Origin of the sequence: uncultured Microbacterium sp. (assembly GCF_900078385.1) — a bacterium.
Lineage (GTDB): Bacteria > Actinomycetota > Actinomycetes > Actinomycetales > Microbacteriaceae > Microbacterium.
Map to the genome: position 1 here is coordinate 115,545 of NZ_FLQR01000008.1, position 16,798 is coordinate 132,342.

Sequence of the window (16,798 nt, forward strand, 5' to 3'; positions counted from 1 at the left end):
CGCGGTGTCGCCGCGCGCGTCGGGCAGGGCATGCTGTCAGGGTGACCCCCACAGCGGACGAGCTCCATCGACGGGGCCTCCGCCTGACGAACGCGCGTCGCTACGCCGACGCACGCCGCGTTCTCGACCAGGCGGCGGCCACCGCGGTCGACCCTGACCTGGCCGCACGCATCGCCGGGACGCTCTCCTACGTCCTCGTGCAGACCGGTGATCCGCAGGGCGGGGAACGACTGTGCCGGGACGCGGTCGCCGCCGATGATCTGAGTGCCCACACGCGGGGGGTGCTGGCCGGTCAGCTGGGAAGCCTCCTCGCCAACCAGGGCCGGCTCGACGAGGCGCTGGAGTGGCTCGAGCGTGCGATCACCACCATCCCGGGCGATCCCATGGCGGTCGCGAACATCCGGATGAACCGCAGCGTCCTGCTCATGCAGCGCGGCGACCTCGCCGCCAGCACGGCCGACCTCGAGGAGGCGGTCGCGGCGTTCGCGGCGCACGGCGATGCCGTCGATGTGGCGGAAGCGCAGCACAACCTCGGGTACGTCTCGCTCCTCGGCGGCGACATCGTGCGCGCCATGCGCGAGATGGCCGCGGCGCGCCCCGCGATCGCCGCGGCCTCGCCCGCGAACGCCGCGATCGGCGACGTCGACCGGGCGGAGGTCCTCCGGGACGCGGGCCTCGTCACCGAGGCGGAGCGGCTGCTCGAGCGCGCGGCGGCCGTCTTCGGTGAGAACCGGATGCCGCAGGCGCGCGGCGAGGCCGAGTTCCACCTCGCCCGCTCCCTGCTCCGTCACGACACGACACGCGCCGCGGCGACCGCCCGTGCCGCGGCGCGCCGATTCGCGGGGCTCGGCAACCGGCTGTGGGCGGCGCGCGCGGAGGCGATCGCCCAGCGGGCGGCGTTCGCCGGCGGAGGCCTCGACCGGGCCGGAAGGCGCCTCCCCGAGGCACGTCGCCGCCCGACGCCGGAGGATGTGCGGCGCACCGCCCGTGCCCTCCAGTCCGGCGGACTGCACAGCGACGCCGCGGCGCTGCGGCTCGCGCAGGAGCTGTGGCGCGCGCGGCACGACGCGCCGGCCGGGCGGCTGCCCCGACTGCCGGAATCCGCGTCGGTCGAGGTCAGGCTCCTCGTCGACGAAGTGCGCGCGGCCCGCGCCCTCCGCGCCGGCCGCTCGGCGGAGACCCGCCGGCACGCCGCACGCGGGCTCGATGAGCTCGCCGCGTCGCAGGCCTCGTTCGGCAGCCTGGACCTGCAGACCTCGCTCGTCATGCACGGCAGCGGGCTCATGCTCGCGGGCCTCGACGCCGCCGTGCGGTCCGGACGGCCCGAGACCGTCTTCGAGTGGTCCGAGCGGGCCCGGCACCTGAGCATCCAGGTGCTTCCGCTGCGTCCTCCTCCCGACCCGGAGCTGGCCGGCGACCTCGCCGAGCTGCGGATGCTGCGCGCGGACCTGGCGGGGGCCGACTGGCTGTCCGACCCGCGCGCCGTCGAGCTCGGCGAGCGGCTGCGGCAGCGCCAGTGGACCACGACGGGTGCTCGCGGCGTGGAGGAGCGCGTCGACCTCGCGGCGCTGCGCGCGACGCTCGATGCCGACACCGCCGTGCTGTCCTTCGTCTTCAGCGGCGCGGGTCTCAGCTGCCTCGTGGTCACGCGCGGCACGGAGGCCGTCGTCCCGCTGCCGGGGTGGGGTGATGCGCGCGCTGCGCTCGCGGGCCTCCGCTCCGACCTCGACGTCGCGGCGTCGGTGCGCTCCGGACCGATGGTCGGCGTGATCCGGCGCGGTCTCGACGCGCGGCTCGCCGCGCTCTCGACGGTGCTGCTGGACGGACCTCTGCGACGCACCGACGCCCGGCGCCTCGTGCTCACGGCCCCGGGCGTCCTGGCCGGACTGCCGTGGGGGATGCTGCCCGGCCTCCGCGGGCGCGCCTTCACCCTCGCCGGCTCGGTGACCCGCTGGGTCCGCGGTCGCGCCGCCGTCGCACCGATCGCGAGCGCCGGTTTCGCCGCAGGTCCCCGCGTCGCCCGCGGGGACGAGGAGGTCGACCGCGCGGCATCCGCCTGGTCTTCCCCACCCATCCTGCGGGGTTCCGATGCGACGGTCGATGCCGTGTCGGCGCTCGGCGGCAAGGTGGATCTGCTCCACGTCGCCGCGCACGGCCGGCACGCCGTGGACAACCCGCTCTTCTCCGGTCTGGAGCTCGCCGACGGGGTGCTGTTCGGCTACGACATCGACCGGATGCCGCGCGTGCCGGCGACCGTCGTCCTGTCGGCCTGCGAGGTCGGCCGCTCGACCGTGCGCTGGGGTGAGGAGGCGGTCGGGATGACCCGGTCCTGGCTGCACGCCGGCGCCCGGTGCGTCGTCGCGGCGCCGGTCGTCGTCGCCGACGACGAGGCCTGCGAGCTGCTCGCCGCCATGCACGAGGGCCTCGTGGCCGGACGGCGCCCCGCCGAGGCGCTCGCCGATGCGGCCACGCGGACCGGCATCGTGGCACCCTTCCAGTCGCACGGCGACGGGCTCTGACCGCTTCCCCGGGATCGATTCGGGGTGGCGTGTATCAGGGGGCCGGGGTCGGGCTCTTGATCCATGGAACGACAGTGCGGGGGGATCGGCTGATCCCACCCCGATCACCCATGGGGGATCGTCGCCCTGCTGGGGGCGCGCTGGTGAGTCATTCCGAGGACGGCCGTCCGGGGGTTCACGCCCGTCCAGGGGCCGGTGGCATTGGGGGATGCCATCGGCCCCGGTCCGGTCGTCGGGCTATCGTCGGCATTCGTCCGCGCCTGATGGCGGGTCCGGACGGGTTGCACCCGCACGTCGCCGCGAGTGAATCGCGACGCTCACGTTCACCCGCGTCAGGATGCGGGTGCGGCGGCCCGGCACCCACACTTCGCCGCGGATGAACGTCGGCGATCACCGTCGCCCGCGTCGACGTATCGGTGTGGCGCGGCGCGCTGCCGCCGGTCAGGACCGCGACGAGTTCGCCGTGCGCCCGCGCACGATGCCGATGAACGCGTCCACGAGCGGGGCTGCCGCGTCCCGCGGCCACGCGAGCGCGACGGTCGAGCTCGGCCCGTCGGTCAGGACGCGGTGGTCGGCGTCCTTCCGGTGGTGCAGGCGCGCGAGGGACATCGGCACGATCACGATCCCAACCCCGGCCGCGACCGTCGCGACCGCGTCGGCCGTGGTCTCCGGCGGTGCGAACGCGGGAGGGACGGCATCCGGGACCCGCACGCTCAGCACGTCGTCGTCCGGCACGATGACGATCTCGCCGGCGAGGTCGGCGATGGTCAGCTCGTCGGCCGCGGTGAGGTGCGAGTCGGCCGCGCACACCACGACGGGCAGCTCGTCGTAGAGCGGGATGACGTGCAGCGCCGCGGTGTCCACGGGCAGCCGGACCAGCGCCGCGTCGACTCCGCCGGCCCGCAGCGCGTCGAGTTGGGTCGCGACGGAGAGCGGCACGAGCTCGACCGCGACGCCGGGCATGCGCTCCTGCCACCGGTCGATCCACGAGCCCACCGTCGCGCCGGGGATCGTCCCCAGACGGAAGGGTCCGGCGGGCAGCGGTGCCGGCTCGATCGGGGCCGCTGCGGCGGGCTTCTTGGGGGTGCGCTTCGGGGTCTGCGCGGGCTTCCGGGTGGCGCCGGGGCGCGCCGGGCGCCCGCGTCCCCGCTGAGAACCGCCGCCTGCCGCCATGGGTTTCAGCGTAGCCGCGCTATCGTCGGCTCATGGTGCCCCTCATCGCGACGATCGTCGCGGCCCTGGCCGCTCTCCTGCACGTCTACATCTTCGTCATGGAGAGCATCCAGTGGACGCAGCCTCGCGTATGGAAGCGGTTCGGCGTGACCGACCAGGCGGCTGCCGAGACGACGCGGCCCATGGCGTACAACCAGGGCTTCTACAACCTGTTCCTCGCCATCGGCGTCATCATCGGGCTGGCCCTGTTCTGGGCGGGCGGCCCGGGGACGGTTGCGGATGTCGCCGGCCGGACCCTCGTGCTCTTCGGGCTGGGTTCCATGCTCGCCGCCGCGCTCGTGCTGACCACGAGCGGCGCGAAGTATCTGCGTCCCGCGCTCATCCAGGGGACGCTCCCGCTCATCGGCTTCGTGCTGATGCTCTTCGCCTGAGCCGCGTCACCGGCACGCCGACCACTGCCCGCGTCCGGCGGCCTCCGCGTCGGCCTGCAGCGCGGAGAACAGCGGCGCGTGCGCGACGTTCGGGGGCACCCGCAGAGCGACCGCGTCCCCGGCTGCCACGAGCTCACCGGCGACGAATCGGCCGTCGTCCGTCCAGAGATGCAGGAGCCAGCGGCCGTAGCGATCCTGCGGCTCCTGTTCGACCGCCGCCCAGAGCCGCACTCCCTCCGGGAGCAGGCGCGCGAGGTGGGCGCGGGCCTCGTCCGCTCCGCACTCGACGGTGGGGGTCCCCTCCGGAGTGTCGATGCCGATGATCCGGACGCGGACGGCGTCCGTCGTCGGGAGGAGTGTGGACGGCTCGGCGGGGCGGGCCCGGATCGTGTCGCCGTCGTAGGCGTACTCCATCGTCATCGCGACCGCGTCGGCGGGACGTGTCGGAGCAGCCACGGCTGCAGCGGGGGTCGATTCGGGGATCGCGGCGCTCGGCGCCGGGTCGCGGTGGGCGGCGATCCACGACCCGACCAGCACGACGGCGGCCACGATGAACACGGCGACGACATTCGCTCGTGAGTTCCGCCGCCGTCCCATCCGCCGATGCTATCGACGACGGACGACGCCGACGGCGCGTGGGTCGGCCTCCGACGGCCGGTCGCGAGGGTCAGCGGGTCGGGCTCGGCTCAGGCGGCCAGGCGCAGACCGCGCGGGTCGGTGGCGACCCGCTCGTTCTCGCCGACGTTCTCGTCGTCGCGGATGAGCGAACCGACCGCGACGCGGGCGTTCGCGCCGACATACGCGCGGACGCCGATCTTGGCGCGCGCCCCGATGGCAGCACCCGGGCCGATGTGCGCGTGCGGCGCGATCTCAGCCTCCGGGCCGATGACGGCATCCGGCTCGATCCAGACCCCGCGCCCGATGTGGGCGCCCGCGGCGACCTGCACGCCCGGCTCGACGTACGCACCCTGTTCGACGAGCGCGGTCGGGTGCACCTTGGCGCCGTTCGCGATCAAGCCCCGCCCGTTGACGTGCTTGCGGTATCGCAGCGTCTCGCCCCGGTCGTTCTCGATGTCGACGTAGTTCTTGCCCACTGGTCCTCCTAGATGAATGACAACCATGTGAAGGCATGGAACATTCCCGTTTCAGCGCGCCGGGACGGGCGTGGCGGATGCGGCCACGCCGGGGGAGAACACGATCGCCCGCTGCACCGCGAAGCTCACGACGAACAGCGTCGCGTCGCTGGCCAGCTTCGCCGCGAGCGTCGGCACGCCCGCGTCCGTGAGGGCCGTAAGCAGCCCGAACCCGGCGAGCAGCAGCGTCAGGGCGAGCGACACGTAGCGCGCGGCAGCGGTGCGCAGCGGCACCGAGCGACCCTCCGCGAAGACCAGCCGACGGTTGGTGGCGAAGTTGACCCCCGCGCTCACGAGACGGGCACCGATGAGCGACAGCAGCAGCCAGCCGGTCAGGGCTTCCAGCAGCAGGAGCACCGCGGTGTCCAGGACGAAGGCCAGGAGAGCGGATGCCGCGAATCGCAGCAGCGGGGAGTACACCCGCAGCGAGTCGGCGAGGGGGCGGAAGTGGCTCGAGGTGTTCCCGTCGAGGTAGACCGTCGCGATCGGCTCCTCGACGAGCGCGATGCCGGCGCGGCGCGCCTCAAGCAGCATCGTGAACTCGTACTCAAACCGGTCGCCGGGCAGGGTCCGGGCCCACCCCAGCACGCCCTGCGGGTAGCCGCGGAGGCCCGTCTGGGTGTCGTGGACGACCCGGCCCGTCGTGGCGCGGAAGGCCCAGCGCGTCACCGTGTTGCCGATCCGGCTGCGGGCCGGGACATCGCCGGTGAACGCGCGGCTGCCCAGCACGATGGCTCGTCCCTCGCCGACGCGGCCGGCGACCCGCCGGACGTCGGCGGCAGTGTGCTGCCCGTCGGCGTCCGCGGTCACGACCGCGGCGGCCGGCCACCCGGCGGTGACGGCGGCGAACCCGGAGCGCAGGGCCGCGCCTTTCCCCCGGTTGCGGGGGTGGGTCACCAGGTGGGCGCCGGCGGCGGCGGCGTCCGCGAAGACGGCGGCGTACCGCGGGCCCGAGCCGTCGTCGACGACGACCACGGGACCGTCGGCGACGAGGTCGCGCACGAGCCGCACGAGCCGCGCATCGGGCTCGTACGCGGGGATCAGGACGACGTGCACGGTGTCACCCCGCGATGTAGAGGATGTCGCTGGTCTCGCGCTCCCCGCCGTTGGAGGGCTGATTGACGACCTCGCCGTCGAACCACATCTCGCTCGAGCCGCCGCCGTCGAGGTTGTAGGCGGTCGTGGCGCCGAGCGACACCATGATGTCCGCCAGCTCCGTCATCGTCACGCCGCGGCTGTAGCCGGTGGCGCGGCCGTCGACGACGACGATCACGATGCGGTTGTCGTCGATGATGCCGATGGCGGTGCGCGGCTGCTCGCCCTGGATGGAGTGGTTGCCGAAGTTCGTGTCGACCTCGACGTCGTCGATCCCCGCGACGGGGGCTCCGTCGACCACCACGGCGGGGCCGAAGCTGACCGTGTTCCACGCGCCGTCGGCGAGCAGTTCCGCGGCGGAGGTCTGCGTCTCGTCGTAGACCGCGGCGGTCCCGTCCTCGTAGAAGACGAGACCTTCCCTCGCCGGGACATCCCGGTACGCGACGCCGTTGCGGATCACGATGCCGCTGTCGCGGAACCCGTAGTAATCGCCGTTGACGGCGAACACGGCGCCGTTGGCCTCGGCGGTCTCGCTCACGAGCGCCGTCACGTTCTCGCCGAACTGGTTGTCGGCGAAGGCGCTCCGCAGGGCCGTGGCGTCGCTCAGCGTGATGTCGGCGGCGTAGAAGGTGACGGTGTCGTCGCCGGACCCGGTCGTGTGCGTCGTGATCGCGATCGATGCGTCCTCCGACGTGTAGGTGGTGTCGGTGAGGGTGGCGGCCGTCTCCTCTCCGCTCGAGGACGCGGCCGAGGTCGACGACGCGCCGCCCTGCGCCGCCTCGTAGGCGGCGACGTCCTCGACCTCGACGTGCGGGACCACGAACCGGTCGAGCGCCCACGCGGCGCCGCCGGCGGCGGTGAGCACGACCACGAGGCCGCCGGCGAGGAGCGAGGTCTTGAGCCGTCTGTTCATGTGCTCCAGTGTCGGCAGGCAGCTGAGGCGCGCCGTAGGGTGCGGCTACGAGCCCGCTATGGATCGAGGTTTGCCAGGATGGACACGTGAGCGATCCCTCCGACGGTCCCGACGCCACGACCGGGCCCTCCCTCGTCTTCGACGAGAAGGCCGCGCCGCACACGCTCGCGGACGACGTGCTCGGCATCCTGACCGGGACCTTCGCGGCGTCGCTGGGGCTGCACCTGCTGCACGCGTCGGAGGCGGTGACCGGTGGCACGGCGGGGCTGTCGCTGCTGCTGGGATACGCGACCCCATGGCCGTTCTGGGCGATCTTCGCCGTGATCAACATCCCCTTCGCGGTGCTGGCGGTGGTCAAGAAGGGCTGGGACTTCACGATCCGGACGATCATCTGCATCGCGCTGGTGTCGGGGTTCGCGCTCGTCCATGAGACCTTCTTCGTCATCGAGCGGCTGCAGCCGCTCTACGGGACGCTCGCCGGAAACCTGCTGGCCGGCATCGGGATGCTGATCCTGTTCCGCCACGGCGGGAGCGTCGGCGGCATCCATGTCGTCGGCCTCCTCATCCAGGAGCGCACGGGGGTGCGGGCGGGGTGGACCCTCATGGTGTTCGACGTGGTCGTCATCCTGCTGGCGCTCCTCGTCGTGCCGTGGCCCAACGTGATCATGAGCGCGGCCGGTGCCGTGCTGCTGAACCTCGTCCTGGCACTGAACCATCGGCCGGGTCGGTACATCGGCCGCTGAGGGATGATGCTCCGGCCGGGCGCGGACCGTCCGTCAGGGACGCGGGCCGGCGACGGTCAGCGCTGGCAGGACGGGCACCAGAACACGTTGCGCTCGGTGGTGGCGCTCGCACCGAGCTGCGCGCCGCGGACGAGCGTCCCGCACCGCCGGCACGGCTTCCCCTCGCGGCCGTAGACCCACATGCGCTGGCCGGGACGGCTGTCGCCGGTGAACGTGCGGCCGCTGCGGTCACGGTTGAGCACGATCATGCGTGCGCCGGTATCGAGGAGGGCCCGCGCGTCCACGGTCGCGGCCGGGGTGGTGGGCAGGATGCCGCGGACGAAGAGCAGCTCGTTGGCGTAGACGTTGCCGAAGCCGGCGACGTTGCGCTGATCGAGGAGCGCGACGTGCACGGCGCGGTCGTCGAGGCTCAGCCGCCGGGCGGCCTCGGCCGGATCCCACGTCGTGCTCAGCGGGTCGGGCCCGAGGTGGCCGACGATGCGGTCCTCGTCGGCGGTGGGCAGGACCTCCACCATCGCGAGCTCGAAGCCGACCGCCTCGGCGCGCGCCGTGCCGACGATCGCGCGGGCTTGGAAAGCGGGTTTCCGCCAGCGTCCACCGGGGCGGTACACGTGCCACTCGCCCTCCATCTTCAGATGGGAGTGCAGCGTGTACGCGCCGATGCGGAGCAGGAGGTGCTTTCCGCGCGGCACCACCTCGCGGACGCGTGCGCCGGTGAGGTCCGCCGTCGCGCTGCCGGGGACACGGATGTCGAAGCGCGTCACCTCGCCGTCGGCGAGGGCCTCGTGCAGGGTCCGGGCCGTCCGGAAGACGGTGTCGCCCTCAGGCATGGCCCGCCGGGGCGGTGCGGGCGCCCGCGCTCGCGCGGCGCAGGGTGAGCCCGCGGGCCGACTCGACGAACCCGGCCTCGCGCAGTGCGCGGCCCGCCGGGGTGCCGTAGACGAACGCGCCCCCGACCTGCTCGATCGTGAGGGTGTCCAGGCGTCGGGCCCGGGCGGTCTCCACGAGGCTGCGGGTCGCGGCGGCGAGCACGTCCTCGTCGTCGGTGAACGCCAACGCCGAGCGGCCCCCGCGCTCGAGGTACAGCACGAGGGCGCCGTCGACGAGCACGACGAGGCCGCCGGCCTTGCGGCCCGGGCGGTGCGCGACGCCCTCGAGCGCCGGCCACGACAGCGCGGCGCCGTACGGGTTCGCGGGGTCGGTCGCCGCGAGCGTCCGCGCCGCGAGCGGAGCGGGATCGGCGACGGCGGCGAACTCGCGGAGCCGGTCGACGGTGGCCGAGGTGGCGAACTGCGCCGCGCCCAGCTTCTCGATGAAGTAGCCGCGCCGGCAGTGCCCGGCATCCTCGAAGCCGGCGAGCACGCGGTACGCCTGCGCGAACCCACCGGGAAGCCCCTCGGCCTGCACGGAGCCTCGCGTGACGACGCCGTAGCGTTCCAGCAGCAGGCTCGCCGCGGCCGCCGCGCGCAGCGCGGGATCGGGTTCGGCGGCGGGCAGCAGCGACCAGCGGCCGCCGACGAGCGTCGGGCGCTGCGGTGCGGTGCGGGGCGCGGCCGCGAGCGGCGTCCCGCGGAACATCCGGCTGCGCGGCGTCCGGCGCGCGACGCGGTGCGCCTGCGAGCCGCCGCCGAGCAGCGACCGGACCGGCGCGAACGTGTCGTTGGTGACCCGGCCGCTCCAGGTGAGGTTCCACAGGGCCTCGACGACCGACTGCTCGTTCTCGGCGCCGGTCATGGGCACGAGCTGCGCCGCGAAGTACGCGCCGCCCGCGGCGAGGGCGTCGAGGATCCGCTGCTCGAACGCGGTCGGCTCCTCCTCCGGCGGCGGGAGGGTCAGTGCGGCGGTGTCGGCCGGGTGCAGGGCGATCCAGCCGTCGCGTCCGGGGAGCGACCCGTGCCCGGACCAGAGCACTTCGCCGGTGGCGGTGAGTTCGTCGAGCATCGCCGAGGTGTATCCGGTGACCCGCGAGGGCAGCACGAGCGACTCCCACGCGCTCGCCGGCAGCGGCACGCCGGCCAGCTGCTCGATGGCTGCCAGAACCCCGTCGACGCCGTCCAAGGGGCGCGCGAGGTGCTGCCAGACCGGCAGGAAGCGGGCGAAGGCCTCGGGGGCCACGGGCTCCACCGCGCCGCGGATCGCGGCGAGGGAGCGCAACCGGAGGCGGCGCAGCACCTCGCTGTCGCACCACTCGAGGTCGTCGGTGCCGCCGGCATCCGACCGCTCGGGCAGGAAGAAGCCGCTCGCGATCCGCCCCTGCGACTCGAGGCGCTGCAGCGCCTGCCGCGCGACGGCCGGCCCGATGCCGAGCCGCTCGGCGACATCGGCCGTGCGGAACGGACCGTGCGTGCGGGCGTTCCGGGCGACGAGGTCGCTGAGCGGATCGACGACGGGCTCCAGGAACGCCGTCGGGATGCCGACCGGCAGAGCCGCGCCGAGCGCGTCGCGCAGGCGGCCGGCGTCTTCGATGCCCGCGACCCGCGCGGCGCCGGCGATCGTGACGCGGATGGCGCGGCGCGCCTCGACGAGCGCGTCCAGGAACGCGGTGGCGGTCGCGAGCGAGGCGGTGTGCTCCGCCGATGCGGCGGGCTCGCCGTCGGCACCGTCCGGGGCGGCGGCGTCGGGTTCCAGGCGCGCGGCGACCTCTGCGGCATCGAGCGGCCCGAGCAGCCGCAGCAGATCGGCCACGCCCTCGAGTCCCCGCACACGCCGGGCCGGGTCGAGGCGCTGCACCTCCTGCTCGAACTGCGCGATGATGCCGGGGTCGAGGAGCTCGCGCATCTCGACCTTGCCGAGCAGCTCGCTCAGCAGCGCAGGATCGACCGACAGCGCCGCGGCGCGACGCTCGGCGAGCGGCGAGTCGCCCTCGTACATGAAGGCGCCGACGTAGCCGAACAGCAGGTCGCGGGCGAAGGGGGACGGCTGGCTCGTCGTCGTCTCCACGAGCCGGATTCGGCGGTCGCCGATCGACCGCGCGATGCGGAGCAGGGCGGGCAGGTCGTAGACGTCCTGCAGCACTTCGCGCAGGGTCTCGAGGATGATCGGGAACGTCGGGTGCTTCTTGGCGACCTCGAGCAGCTGCGCCGAGCGCTGCCGCTGCTGCCACAGCGGCGACCGGCGGTTCGGGTTCAGTCGGGGCAGGAGCAGGGCGCGAGCGGCGCACTCCCGGAACCGCGACGCGAACAGCGCCGACCCGCCCACCTCGTCGGTGACGATCTGCTCCAGCTCGTCGGGGTCGAAGACGAAGAGCTCGGCGCCGGGCGGCTCCGACTCGGCATCCGGCACGCGTGCGATGATGCCGTCGTCGCTCGCGACCGCCGATCCCTCGACCCCCAGACGCTCCCGAATGCGGGCATTGACGGCGAGCGCCCAGGGCGCGTGCACATGCATGCCGTACGGGGAATGCAGGATGACGCGCCAGTCGCCGACCTCGTCGCGCGAGCGTTCGACGGTGAGGGTCCTGTCCGTCGGGAGGCTGCCGGTGGCCTCGCGCTGCTCGGCGAGGTAGGACAGCAGGTTGCCGATCGCGTTGTCGTCGAGGCCGGAGTCGCGGAGGCGTTCCGACGCCTTCTCGGGGGTCGCGGCGGACACTTCGCGGGAGAACCGGCCGAGCGCCTCGCCGAGCTCCGCGGGGCGACCGAGCCCGTCGCCGTGCCAGAACGGGAGCTTCCCCGGCTGCCCGAAGGCGGGGAGCACGTTGACGCGGTCATGCGTGATCTCCACGATCCGCCAGCTCGTCGTGCCGAGCGTGAAGACGTCGTTGACACGCGACTCGTAGACCATCTCCTCGTCGAGCTCGCCGACGCGGGCGTTGCGGGTCTCGCCCGCGACGAAGACGCCGAAGAGCCCGCGATCGGGGATCGTGCCGCCGCTCGTCACGGCGATCCGCTGCGCGCCGGGGCGCCCCGTGAGCGTGCCCTGATCGCGATCCCAGATGACGCGGGGGCGGAGCTCGGCGAACTCGTCGGACGGGAACCGGCCGGCGAGCAGGTCGAGCGTCGCCTCGTAGGCGGAGCGCGGGAGGGAGCGGAACGGCGCAGAGCGCTTGACGGTCTCGAACCATCCCTCCACGTCGACCGATCCGGTCGCACACGCGGCGACGGTCTGCTGGGCGAGGATGTCGAGCGGGTTCTGCGGCACCGAGATCGCCTCGATCTGGCCCGACAGCATCCGCTCGGTCACGACGGCCGTGTGCAGCACGTCGCCGCGATGCTTGGGGAACAGGGCCGCGCGGCTGACCTCGCCCACCTGGTGCCCCGCGCGCCCGACCCGCTGCAGGCCGGACGCGGCCGACGGGGGTGCTTCGACCTGGATGACGAGGTCCACGGCGCCCATGTCGATGCCGAGCTCGAGGCTGCTGGTCGCGACGACGCAGCGGAGCACGCCGGACTTCAGCTCGTCCTCCACGATGGCCCGCTGCTCCTTGGACACCGAGCCGTGGTGCGCCTTGGCGAGGACGGGGTCGGCGCTCGCGCCGGCCTGAGCCTCCCCGATCGCCCCTCCACGCGTCGCATTCGCGCCGCGCGGAGCCTCCGCTCCGTGGGCCCCCATCGCTGCCGGGACGGCGGCATCCGGCAGGTCGAGGCCGAGCCGCTCGGCGTAGATCTCGTTCAGTCGCCCCGTGAGGCGTTCGGCGAGGCGCCGGGAGTTGGAGAACACGATGGTGGACCGGTGCGCGAGGATCCGGTCGACGATGGCCTCCTCGACGTGCGGCCACACCGAGCCGGTGATCTCCGTCGTCTGCGGCGGGGTGTACCAGGCGCTGTCCCCGTCGCCGTCCTCATCGTCCTTCGACTCGTCCTTCTGGTCCGGCGCGGTCGCGGTGCCGGGCGGCGGAGGAGGGTTGAGCATGTCGTCGATCGGAACCACGACCGAGAGGTCGAAGGCCTTCGTGGCCCGCGGCGCGACGATCTCGACGGGCGCCGCCCCGCCGAGGAAGCGCGCGACCTCGTCGATGGGACGGACCGTCGCGGACAGTCCGATGCGTTGCGCGGGTGCGGCGAGCAGGTCGTCGAGCCGCTCGAGGCTGACGGCCAGGTGCGCGCCGCGCTTGGTCGCGGCGACGGCGTGCACCTCGTCGACGATGACCGTGTGGATGCCGCGCAGAGTCTCGGACGCCTGCGACGTGAGCATGAGGTACAGCGACTCGGGGGTCGTGATGAGGATGTCGGGCGGGTCGGCGACGAGTTTGCGGCGGTCCGCGGATGTCGTGTCCCCCGAGCGCACACCGACCGTGACCTCCGGCACGGCGATGCCGAGGCGTCGCGCGGACTGCCCGATCCCGACGAGCGGGGAGCGGAGGTTGCGCTCCACGTCGACGCCGAGCGCCTTCAGCGGTGAGATGTAGAGGACGCGCGTGCGCGGCGGTCGGTCCTCCTTCTTCTGCTTCCGCGGCGGCGCAGGGGCGGCGTCCTTCTCGTGGAAGATGCGGTCGATGGCCCACAGGAAGGCCGAGAGCGTCTTGCCCGACCCCGTCGGTGCCACGACGAGGGCGTGGCGGCCGGCTGAGATGGCATCCCATGCGCCCGTCTGCGCGTCCGTCGGCCGCGCGAAGGCGGAGCGGAACCAGTCCTGCGTCGCGGGACCGAATCGCTCGAGCACATGGGCCATGACCCCATCTTCCCCCTGACCGCGGACACCTGGGCGGGGGTTGCGTCGGCGTGCGGTTCCGTGCCGTTCGGCCCCGCGGGTCCACGGCCCGGGCTATGGTGGGGGATTCGCCGTCGACCGCCGGCGGGAGGGAGCAGCCGTGCAGAACCAGACCGACCGGGTGTGGATGACCCCCGCGACCCTCGCCTCGCTCGAGGCGGAACTCGCAACGCTGCGTGACGACGACCGGGCCCGCGCCGTCGAGGTGCGCGAGCTGATCCGCCGCGCCGAGGTCGGCGCGAAGCCCGACGACGGCCTCGTCGAGCCGGGCATGACCGTCACGGTGCGCTTCGACCGTGACGGCTCCACGGAGACCTTCCTGCTCGGCAGCCGCGATCTCGTCCGGCAGGATGCCGGCGTCGAGGTCGACGTGTATTCGCCCACCTCGCCGCTCGGCGCCGCCATCACCGGCCGCTACGTCGGCGACGGCGTGACGTTCGAGGCGCCCAACGGCGCGTCGCTGGCCGTGACCGTCGTCGCCGCCGTCCCCTACGTCTGACCGCGCGGACTCACGCGAGGCTCACCTCCGACAGCGACCCTGACCGCAGCTCGAGCGCCAGATCGACGCCCAGACGGCGCAGGAACGCGTCGTCGTGGCTCACGACGAGCACTGCGCCGCGGTAGGCGGCCAGCGCGTCGACCAGCTGGTCGACGGTGTCGAGGTCGAGGTTGTTGGTCGGCTCGTCCAGCACGAGCAGCTGCGGGGGCGGGTCGGCCAGCAGCAGCCGGGCCAGGGCGACGCGGAACCGCTCGCCGCCGGAGAGCGCCGCGACGGGGCGGAGCGCGGCATCCCCGCGGATGAGGAATCGCGCGAGCCGGTTCCGCAGCTCGACGTCGCCGACACCCGGCGCCGCGGAGCGCACGTTCTGGAGGACCGATCCCGCCTCGTCGAGACCGTCGACGCGCTGCGACAGGTAGCCGATCCGGTCGGTGTGGGCCTCGGCCGACGCGCCGGGTGTGTCATAACTCCGCCTGGACGCGGTCCGTTCGGCGTCATCCGGTGCCTCCGCGCGTGCAGAGGCGGAGTTGTGAACCGCCTCCCCGCCCGCCGCGGGACCGGCCGAGGCGAGGAGTCGCTCGACGAGCGTCGTCTTGCCGGCGCCGTTGGGGCCGAGGAGCGCGACGCGCTCCGGGCCCTGGACGATCCACGACCTCGAGGCGTCGCGGACGGTCGCGATGCGGCGCCCCGCCGAGACCGCGGGATCCGGCAGATCGATGCGCACGGCGTCGTCGTCGCGCACGCGCCGATCCGCCGCGTCGTGCGCGGCCCGGGCCGCGGCCTCCTTGCCGGAGGCCTCGACCCGCAGCCGCCCGGCCGAGACCTGCGCCGCGCGCTTGCGCGCGTTCGCGACGATCCCGGGCACCCGCTTCTCCGCCGCCGCCTTCTGCCCCATCGCCGCCCGCGAGGCGAGCACCGACTCCTGATGGATCCGGTCGCGCTTCTCGCGGCGGACGAGCTGCGCAGCCGCCGACTCGGCGTGCCGCGCCGCGGCCTGCTCGGCATCGAGCCACTCGCGCCATGCCGTGTACGGGCCGCCGAAGACGGACAGCTCGTTGTCGTACAGCTCCGCGGTGTCGTCCATGAGGTCGAGCAGCGCGGTGTCGTGGCTCACGACGACGAGCGTCCCGCGCCAGCCGCGCACGAGATCGTGCACGCGGCGACGGGCGTCCCGGTCGAGGTTGTTGGTCGGCTCGTCGAGGAGGGCGATCGGCGCCCCGCGCAGGCGGACGCCGATGAGCGCCGCGAGGACGCCCTCGCCCCCCGAGAGCTCGCCGATCCGACGATCGAGCGCATCCGCGGGAAGACCGGCCTCGGCCAGGGCCGCCGTCGCGCGCGCCTCGACGTCCCAGTCGTCGCCGACCGCGTCGAAGTGACGCGGGTCGACGTCGCCGGACTCGATGGCGCGGACCGCGTCGAGCGCGGTCGCGACGCCGAGGGCGTCGGCGACCCGCCGATCCACGTCGAGCGTGAGCCGCTGCGGCAGCAGGTCGACGGCGCCGGTGCGGGCGATCGCGCCGTCGGTGGGTTCGAGCGTTCCCGCGATGAGCTTCAGCAGCGTGGTCTTGCCGGACCCGTTCCGGCCGACGAGGCCGGTGCGTCCCGCGCCGAACGCGCCGGACAGGCCGCGCAGCGCGGCGGTGCCGTCCGGCCAGGTGAAGGTGACGCGGTCGAGTGTGACCGCGGACGTGAGTGTGGTGGGCATGGTGTCTCCGTGTCGGTGGGTGCACTGACACGGGGATGCCGAACGGCCGGGATTCCCGGGAGGAGGACGGCGGGTCGACGTGTCAGCGCGGATGGTGCGCGAACACGTCAGACCCTCGGAGGAGGGGACGGCTCAGCGCGGAATCACAGCGCGGTGGCGTCGATACCCTTCAACGGTCTTCCTTCACACTCGGGGACGAGAACTCGGCAACGGTATGCGACACCGCATCCGCTGTCAAGATCAGCCGTCGAGCCGCTCGAGCTGCTTGTCCAGGAACACCCGCACGTCGCGCAGCTCGTCCTCCGACACGCTGTGCGTGAGCCCGGGGTACACCCGGCCGCTCAGTTCCACCCGCCCCGGCAGCCAGTCCACGCTGTGCTCGACGAGCGCGAGCGGGATGGTCTCGTCGTGCGATCCGCGCCCCCAGAACACCGGCGGGCGCGCCGCGGCGAGGTCGGCATCCGATGCCAGCGCGCCCGGCGCGACGTACCCCGACAGGTTCACGGCGAAGTCGATGCCGTGGGGCCGCAGGCGCAGCGCCTGCAGCGCGACGGCGGCGCCCTGGGAGAAGCCGAGCAGGCCCACCGGCGCCTCCTCGGCGACGCCGTCCAGCCACCGCAGCAGCTCGTCCGCGGCCGTCGTGATCCGGCTCGGGTCGCGGCCGTCGAGCCCCTCGATCGGATACCACGAGTAGCCCGGCATGGGGAACGGCGGCGGCAGGGGAGCCCGCACGGCCGCGACGACGAACCGCTCCGGAAGGTACGGCACGAGGCTGAACAGGTCGCGCTCGTCGGACCCGTAGCCGTGCAGCAGCACGAGCAGCGGACGGCCCGCGCGTTCTGCCGGCTCGACCGACCACAGCACCGCCGTGGGATCGAGGGCGGAGGGGGATGCCATGGCATCCATCTTCGCAGGGAGGTCCGACGGCGGGTCCGCCCCCC

General features: G+C 73.8%; 13 protein-coding genes. 4 read left to right on the plus strand and 9 right to left on the minus strand.

The genetic code is table 11. The annotated features are described in order from the left end of the window. Positions 1 to 41: 41 nt before the first annotated feature. Complete coding sequence (locus tag QZL85_RS10205) at positions 42 to 2,519, plus strand: CHAT domain-containing protein (protein ID WP_295576497.1); 2,478 nt, start codon at positions 42 to 44, stop codon at positions 2,517 to 2,519. Between the two features lie 441 nt (positions 2,520 to 2,960). Here the strand turns inward: QZL85_RS10205 and QZL85_RS10210 are convergent, their stop codons facing one another. After that, positions 2,961 to 3,692, minus strand: a complete 732-nt coding sequence (locus tag QZL85_RS10210; RefSeq protein WP_295576498.1) for a LysR substrate-binding domain-containing protein — start codon at positions 3,690 to 3,692, stop codon at positions 2,961 to 2,963. A gap of 32 nt (positions 3,693 to 3,724) precedes the next feature. Between QZL85_RS10210 and QZL85_RS10215 the strand changes: the two genes are divergently transcribed. After that, positions 3,725 to 4,123, plus strand: a complete 399-nt coding sequence (locus tag QZL85_RS10215) for a DUF1304 domain-containing protein (protein ID WP_295576499.1) — start codon at positions 3,725 to 3,727, stop codon at positions 4,121 to 4,123. A 6-nt stretch (positions 4,124 to 4,129) separates the two neighbouring features. On the opposite strand, the gene QZL85_RS10220 is transcribed toward QZL85_RS10215, so the two are convergent. The 4 genes from QZL85_RS10220 to QZL85_RS10235 form a co-directional block, all read right to left on the minus strand. Continuing rightward, the gene (locus QZL85_RS10220; RefSeq protein WP_295576500.1) at positions 4,130 to 4,720 is read right to left on the minus strand and encodes a thermonuclease family protein; all 591 of its coding nucleotides are present in this window, start codon (positions 4,718 to 4,720) and stop codon (positions 4,130 to 4,132) included. A gap of 89 nt (positions 4,721 to 4,809) precedes the next feature. Next, entirely contained in the window at positions 4,810 to 5,217 is a 408-nt protein-coding gene (locus tag QZL85_RS10225; RefSeq protein WP_295576501.1) for a transferase, read from the minus strand. A gap of 51 nt (positions 5,218 to 5,268) precedes the next feature. After that, entirely contained in the window at positions 5,269 to 6,312 is a 1,044-nt protein-coding gene (locus QZL85_RS10230) for a glycosyltransferase (RefSeq protein WP_295576502.1), read from the minus strand. A 4-nt stretch (positions 6,313 to 6,316) separates the two neighbouring features. Further along, complete coding sequence (locus QZL85_RS10235; protein WP_295576503.1) at positions 6,317 to 7,264, minus strand: phosphodiester glycosidase family protein; 948 nt, start codon at positions 7,262 to 7,264, stop codon at positions 6,317 to 6,319. Between the two features lie 86 nt (positions 7,265 to 7,350). Here QZL85_RS10235 and QZL85_RS10240 point away from each other — a divergent pair, with 86 nt between their 5' ends. Further along, positions 7,351 to 8,007, plus strand: coding sequence for a YitT family protein (locus tag QZL85_RS10240; protein WP_295576504.1), 657 nt, complete (start codon positions 7,351 to 7,353; stop codon positions 8,005 to 8,007). Between the two features lie 56 nt (positions 8,008 to 8,063). Here the strand turns inward: QZL85_RS10240 and QZL85_RS10245 are convergent, their stop codons facing one another. After that, positions 8,064 to 8,837, minus strand: a complete 774-nt coding sequence (locus tag QZL85_RS10245; protein ID WP_295576505.1) for a DNA-formamidopyrimidine glycosylase family protein — start codon at positions 8,835 to 8,837, stop codon at positions 8,064 to 8,066. Beyond that, the gene (locus tag QZL85_RS10250) at positions 8,830 to 13,614 is read right to left on the minus strand and encodes an ATP-dependent helicase (protein ID WP_295576506.1); all 4,785 of its coding nucleotides are present in this window, start codon (positions 13,612 to 13,614) and stop codon (positions 8,830 to 8,832) included. The genes QZL85_RS10245 and QZL85_RS10250 overlap by 8 nt, the downstream gene beginning before the upstream one ends. Positions 13,615 to 13,753: 139 nt before the next feature. Between QZL85_RS10250 and QZL85_RS10255 the strand changes: the two genes are divergently transcribed. Next, positions 13,754 to 14,152 carry a GreA/GreB family elongation factor gene (locus QZL85_RS10255; RefSeq protein WP_295576507.1) on the plus strand — a complete coding sequence of 133 codons (399 nt, stop codon included), beginning with the start codon at positions 13,754 to 13,756 and terminating at the stop codon, positions 14,150 to 14,152. 10 nt (positions 14,153 to 14,162) lie between these two features. On the opposite strand, the gene QZL85_RS10260 is transcribed toward QZL85_RS10255, so the two are convergent. Beyond that, positions 14,163 to 15,857 carry an ABC-F family ATP-binding cassette domain-containing protein gene (locus tag QZL85_RS10260; RefSeq protein WP_295576508.1) on the minus strand — a complete coding sequence of 565 codons (1,695 nt, stop codon included), beginning with the start codon at positions 15,855 to 15,857 and terminating at the stop codon, positions 14,163 to 14,165. 240 nt (positions 15,858 to 16,097) lie between these two features. Continuing rightward, complete coding sequence (locus QZL85_RS10265) at positions 16,098 to 16,754, minus strand: alpha/beta hydrolase (protein ID WP_295576510.1); 657 nt, start codon at positions 16,752 to 16,754, stop codon at positions 16,098 to 16,100. Between the last annotated feature and the right edge of the window lie 44 nt (positions 16,755 to 16,798).

What these genes read in the sequence shown, in the direction of transcription:
- QZL85_RS10210 (WP_295576498.1), bottom strand. Translation starts at nt 3,692, where the DNA reads ATGGCGGCAGGCGGCGGTTCTCAGCGGGGACGCGGGCGCCCGGCGCGC.
- QZL85_RS10215 (WP_295576499.1), top strand. Translation starts at nt 3,725, where the DNA reads ATGGTGCCCCTCATCGCGACGATCGTCGCGGCCCTGGCCGCTCTCCTG.
- QZL85_RS10220 (WP_295576500.1), bottom strand. Translation starts at nt 4,720, where the DNA reads ATGGGACGGCGGCGGAACTCACGAGCGAATGTCGTCGCCGTGTTCATC.
- QZL85_RS10235 (WP_295576503.1), bottom strand. Translation starts at nt 7,264, where the DNA reads ATGAACAGACGGCTCAAGACCTCGCTCCTCGCCGGCGGCCTCGTGGTC.
- QZL85_RS10245 (WP_295576505.1), bottom strand. Translation starts at nt 8,837, where the DNA reads ATGCCTGAGGGCGACACCGTCTTCCGGACGGCCCGGACCCTGCACGAG.
- QZL85_RS10250 (WP_295576506.1), bottom strand. Translation starts at nt 13,614, where the DNA reads ATGGCCCATGTGCTCGAGCGATTCGGTCCCGCGACGCAGGACTGGTTC.
- QZL85_RS10260 (WP_295576508.1), bottom strand. Translation starts at nt 15,857, where the DNA reads ATGCCCACCACACTCACGTCCGCGGTCACACTCGACCGCGTCACCTTC.
- QZL85_RS10265 (WP_295576510.1), bottom strand. Translation starts at nt 16,754, where the DNA reads ATGGCATCCCCCTCCGCCCTCGATCCCACGGCGGTGCTGTGGTCGGTC.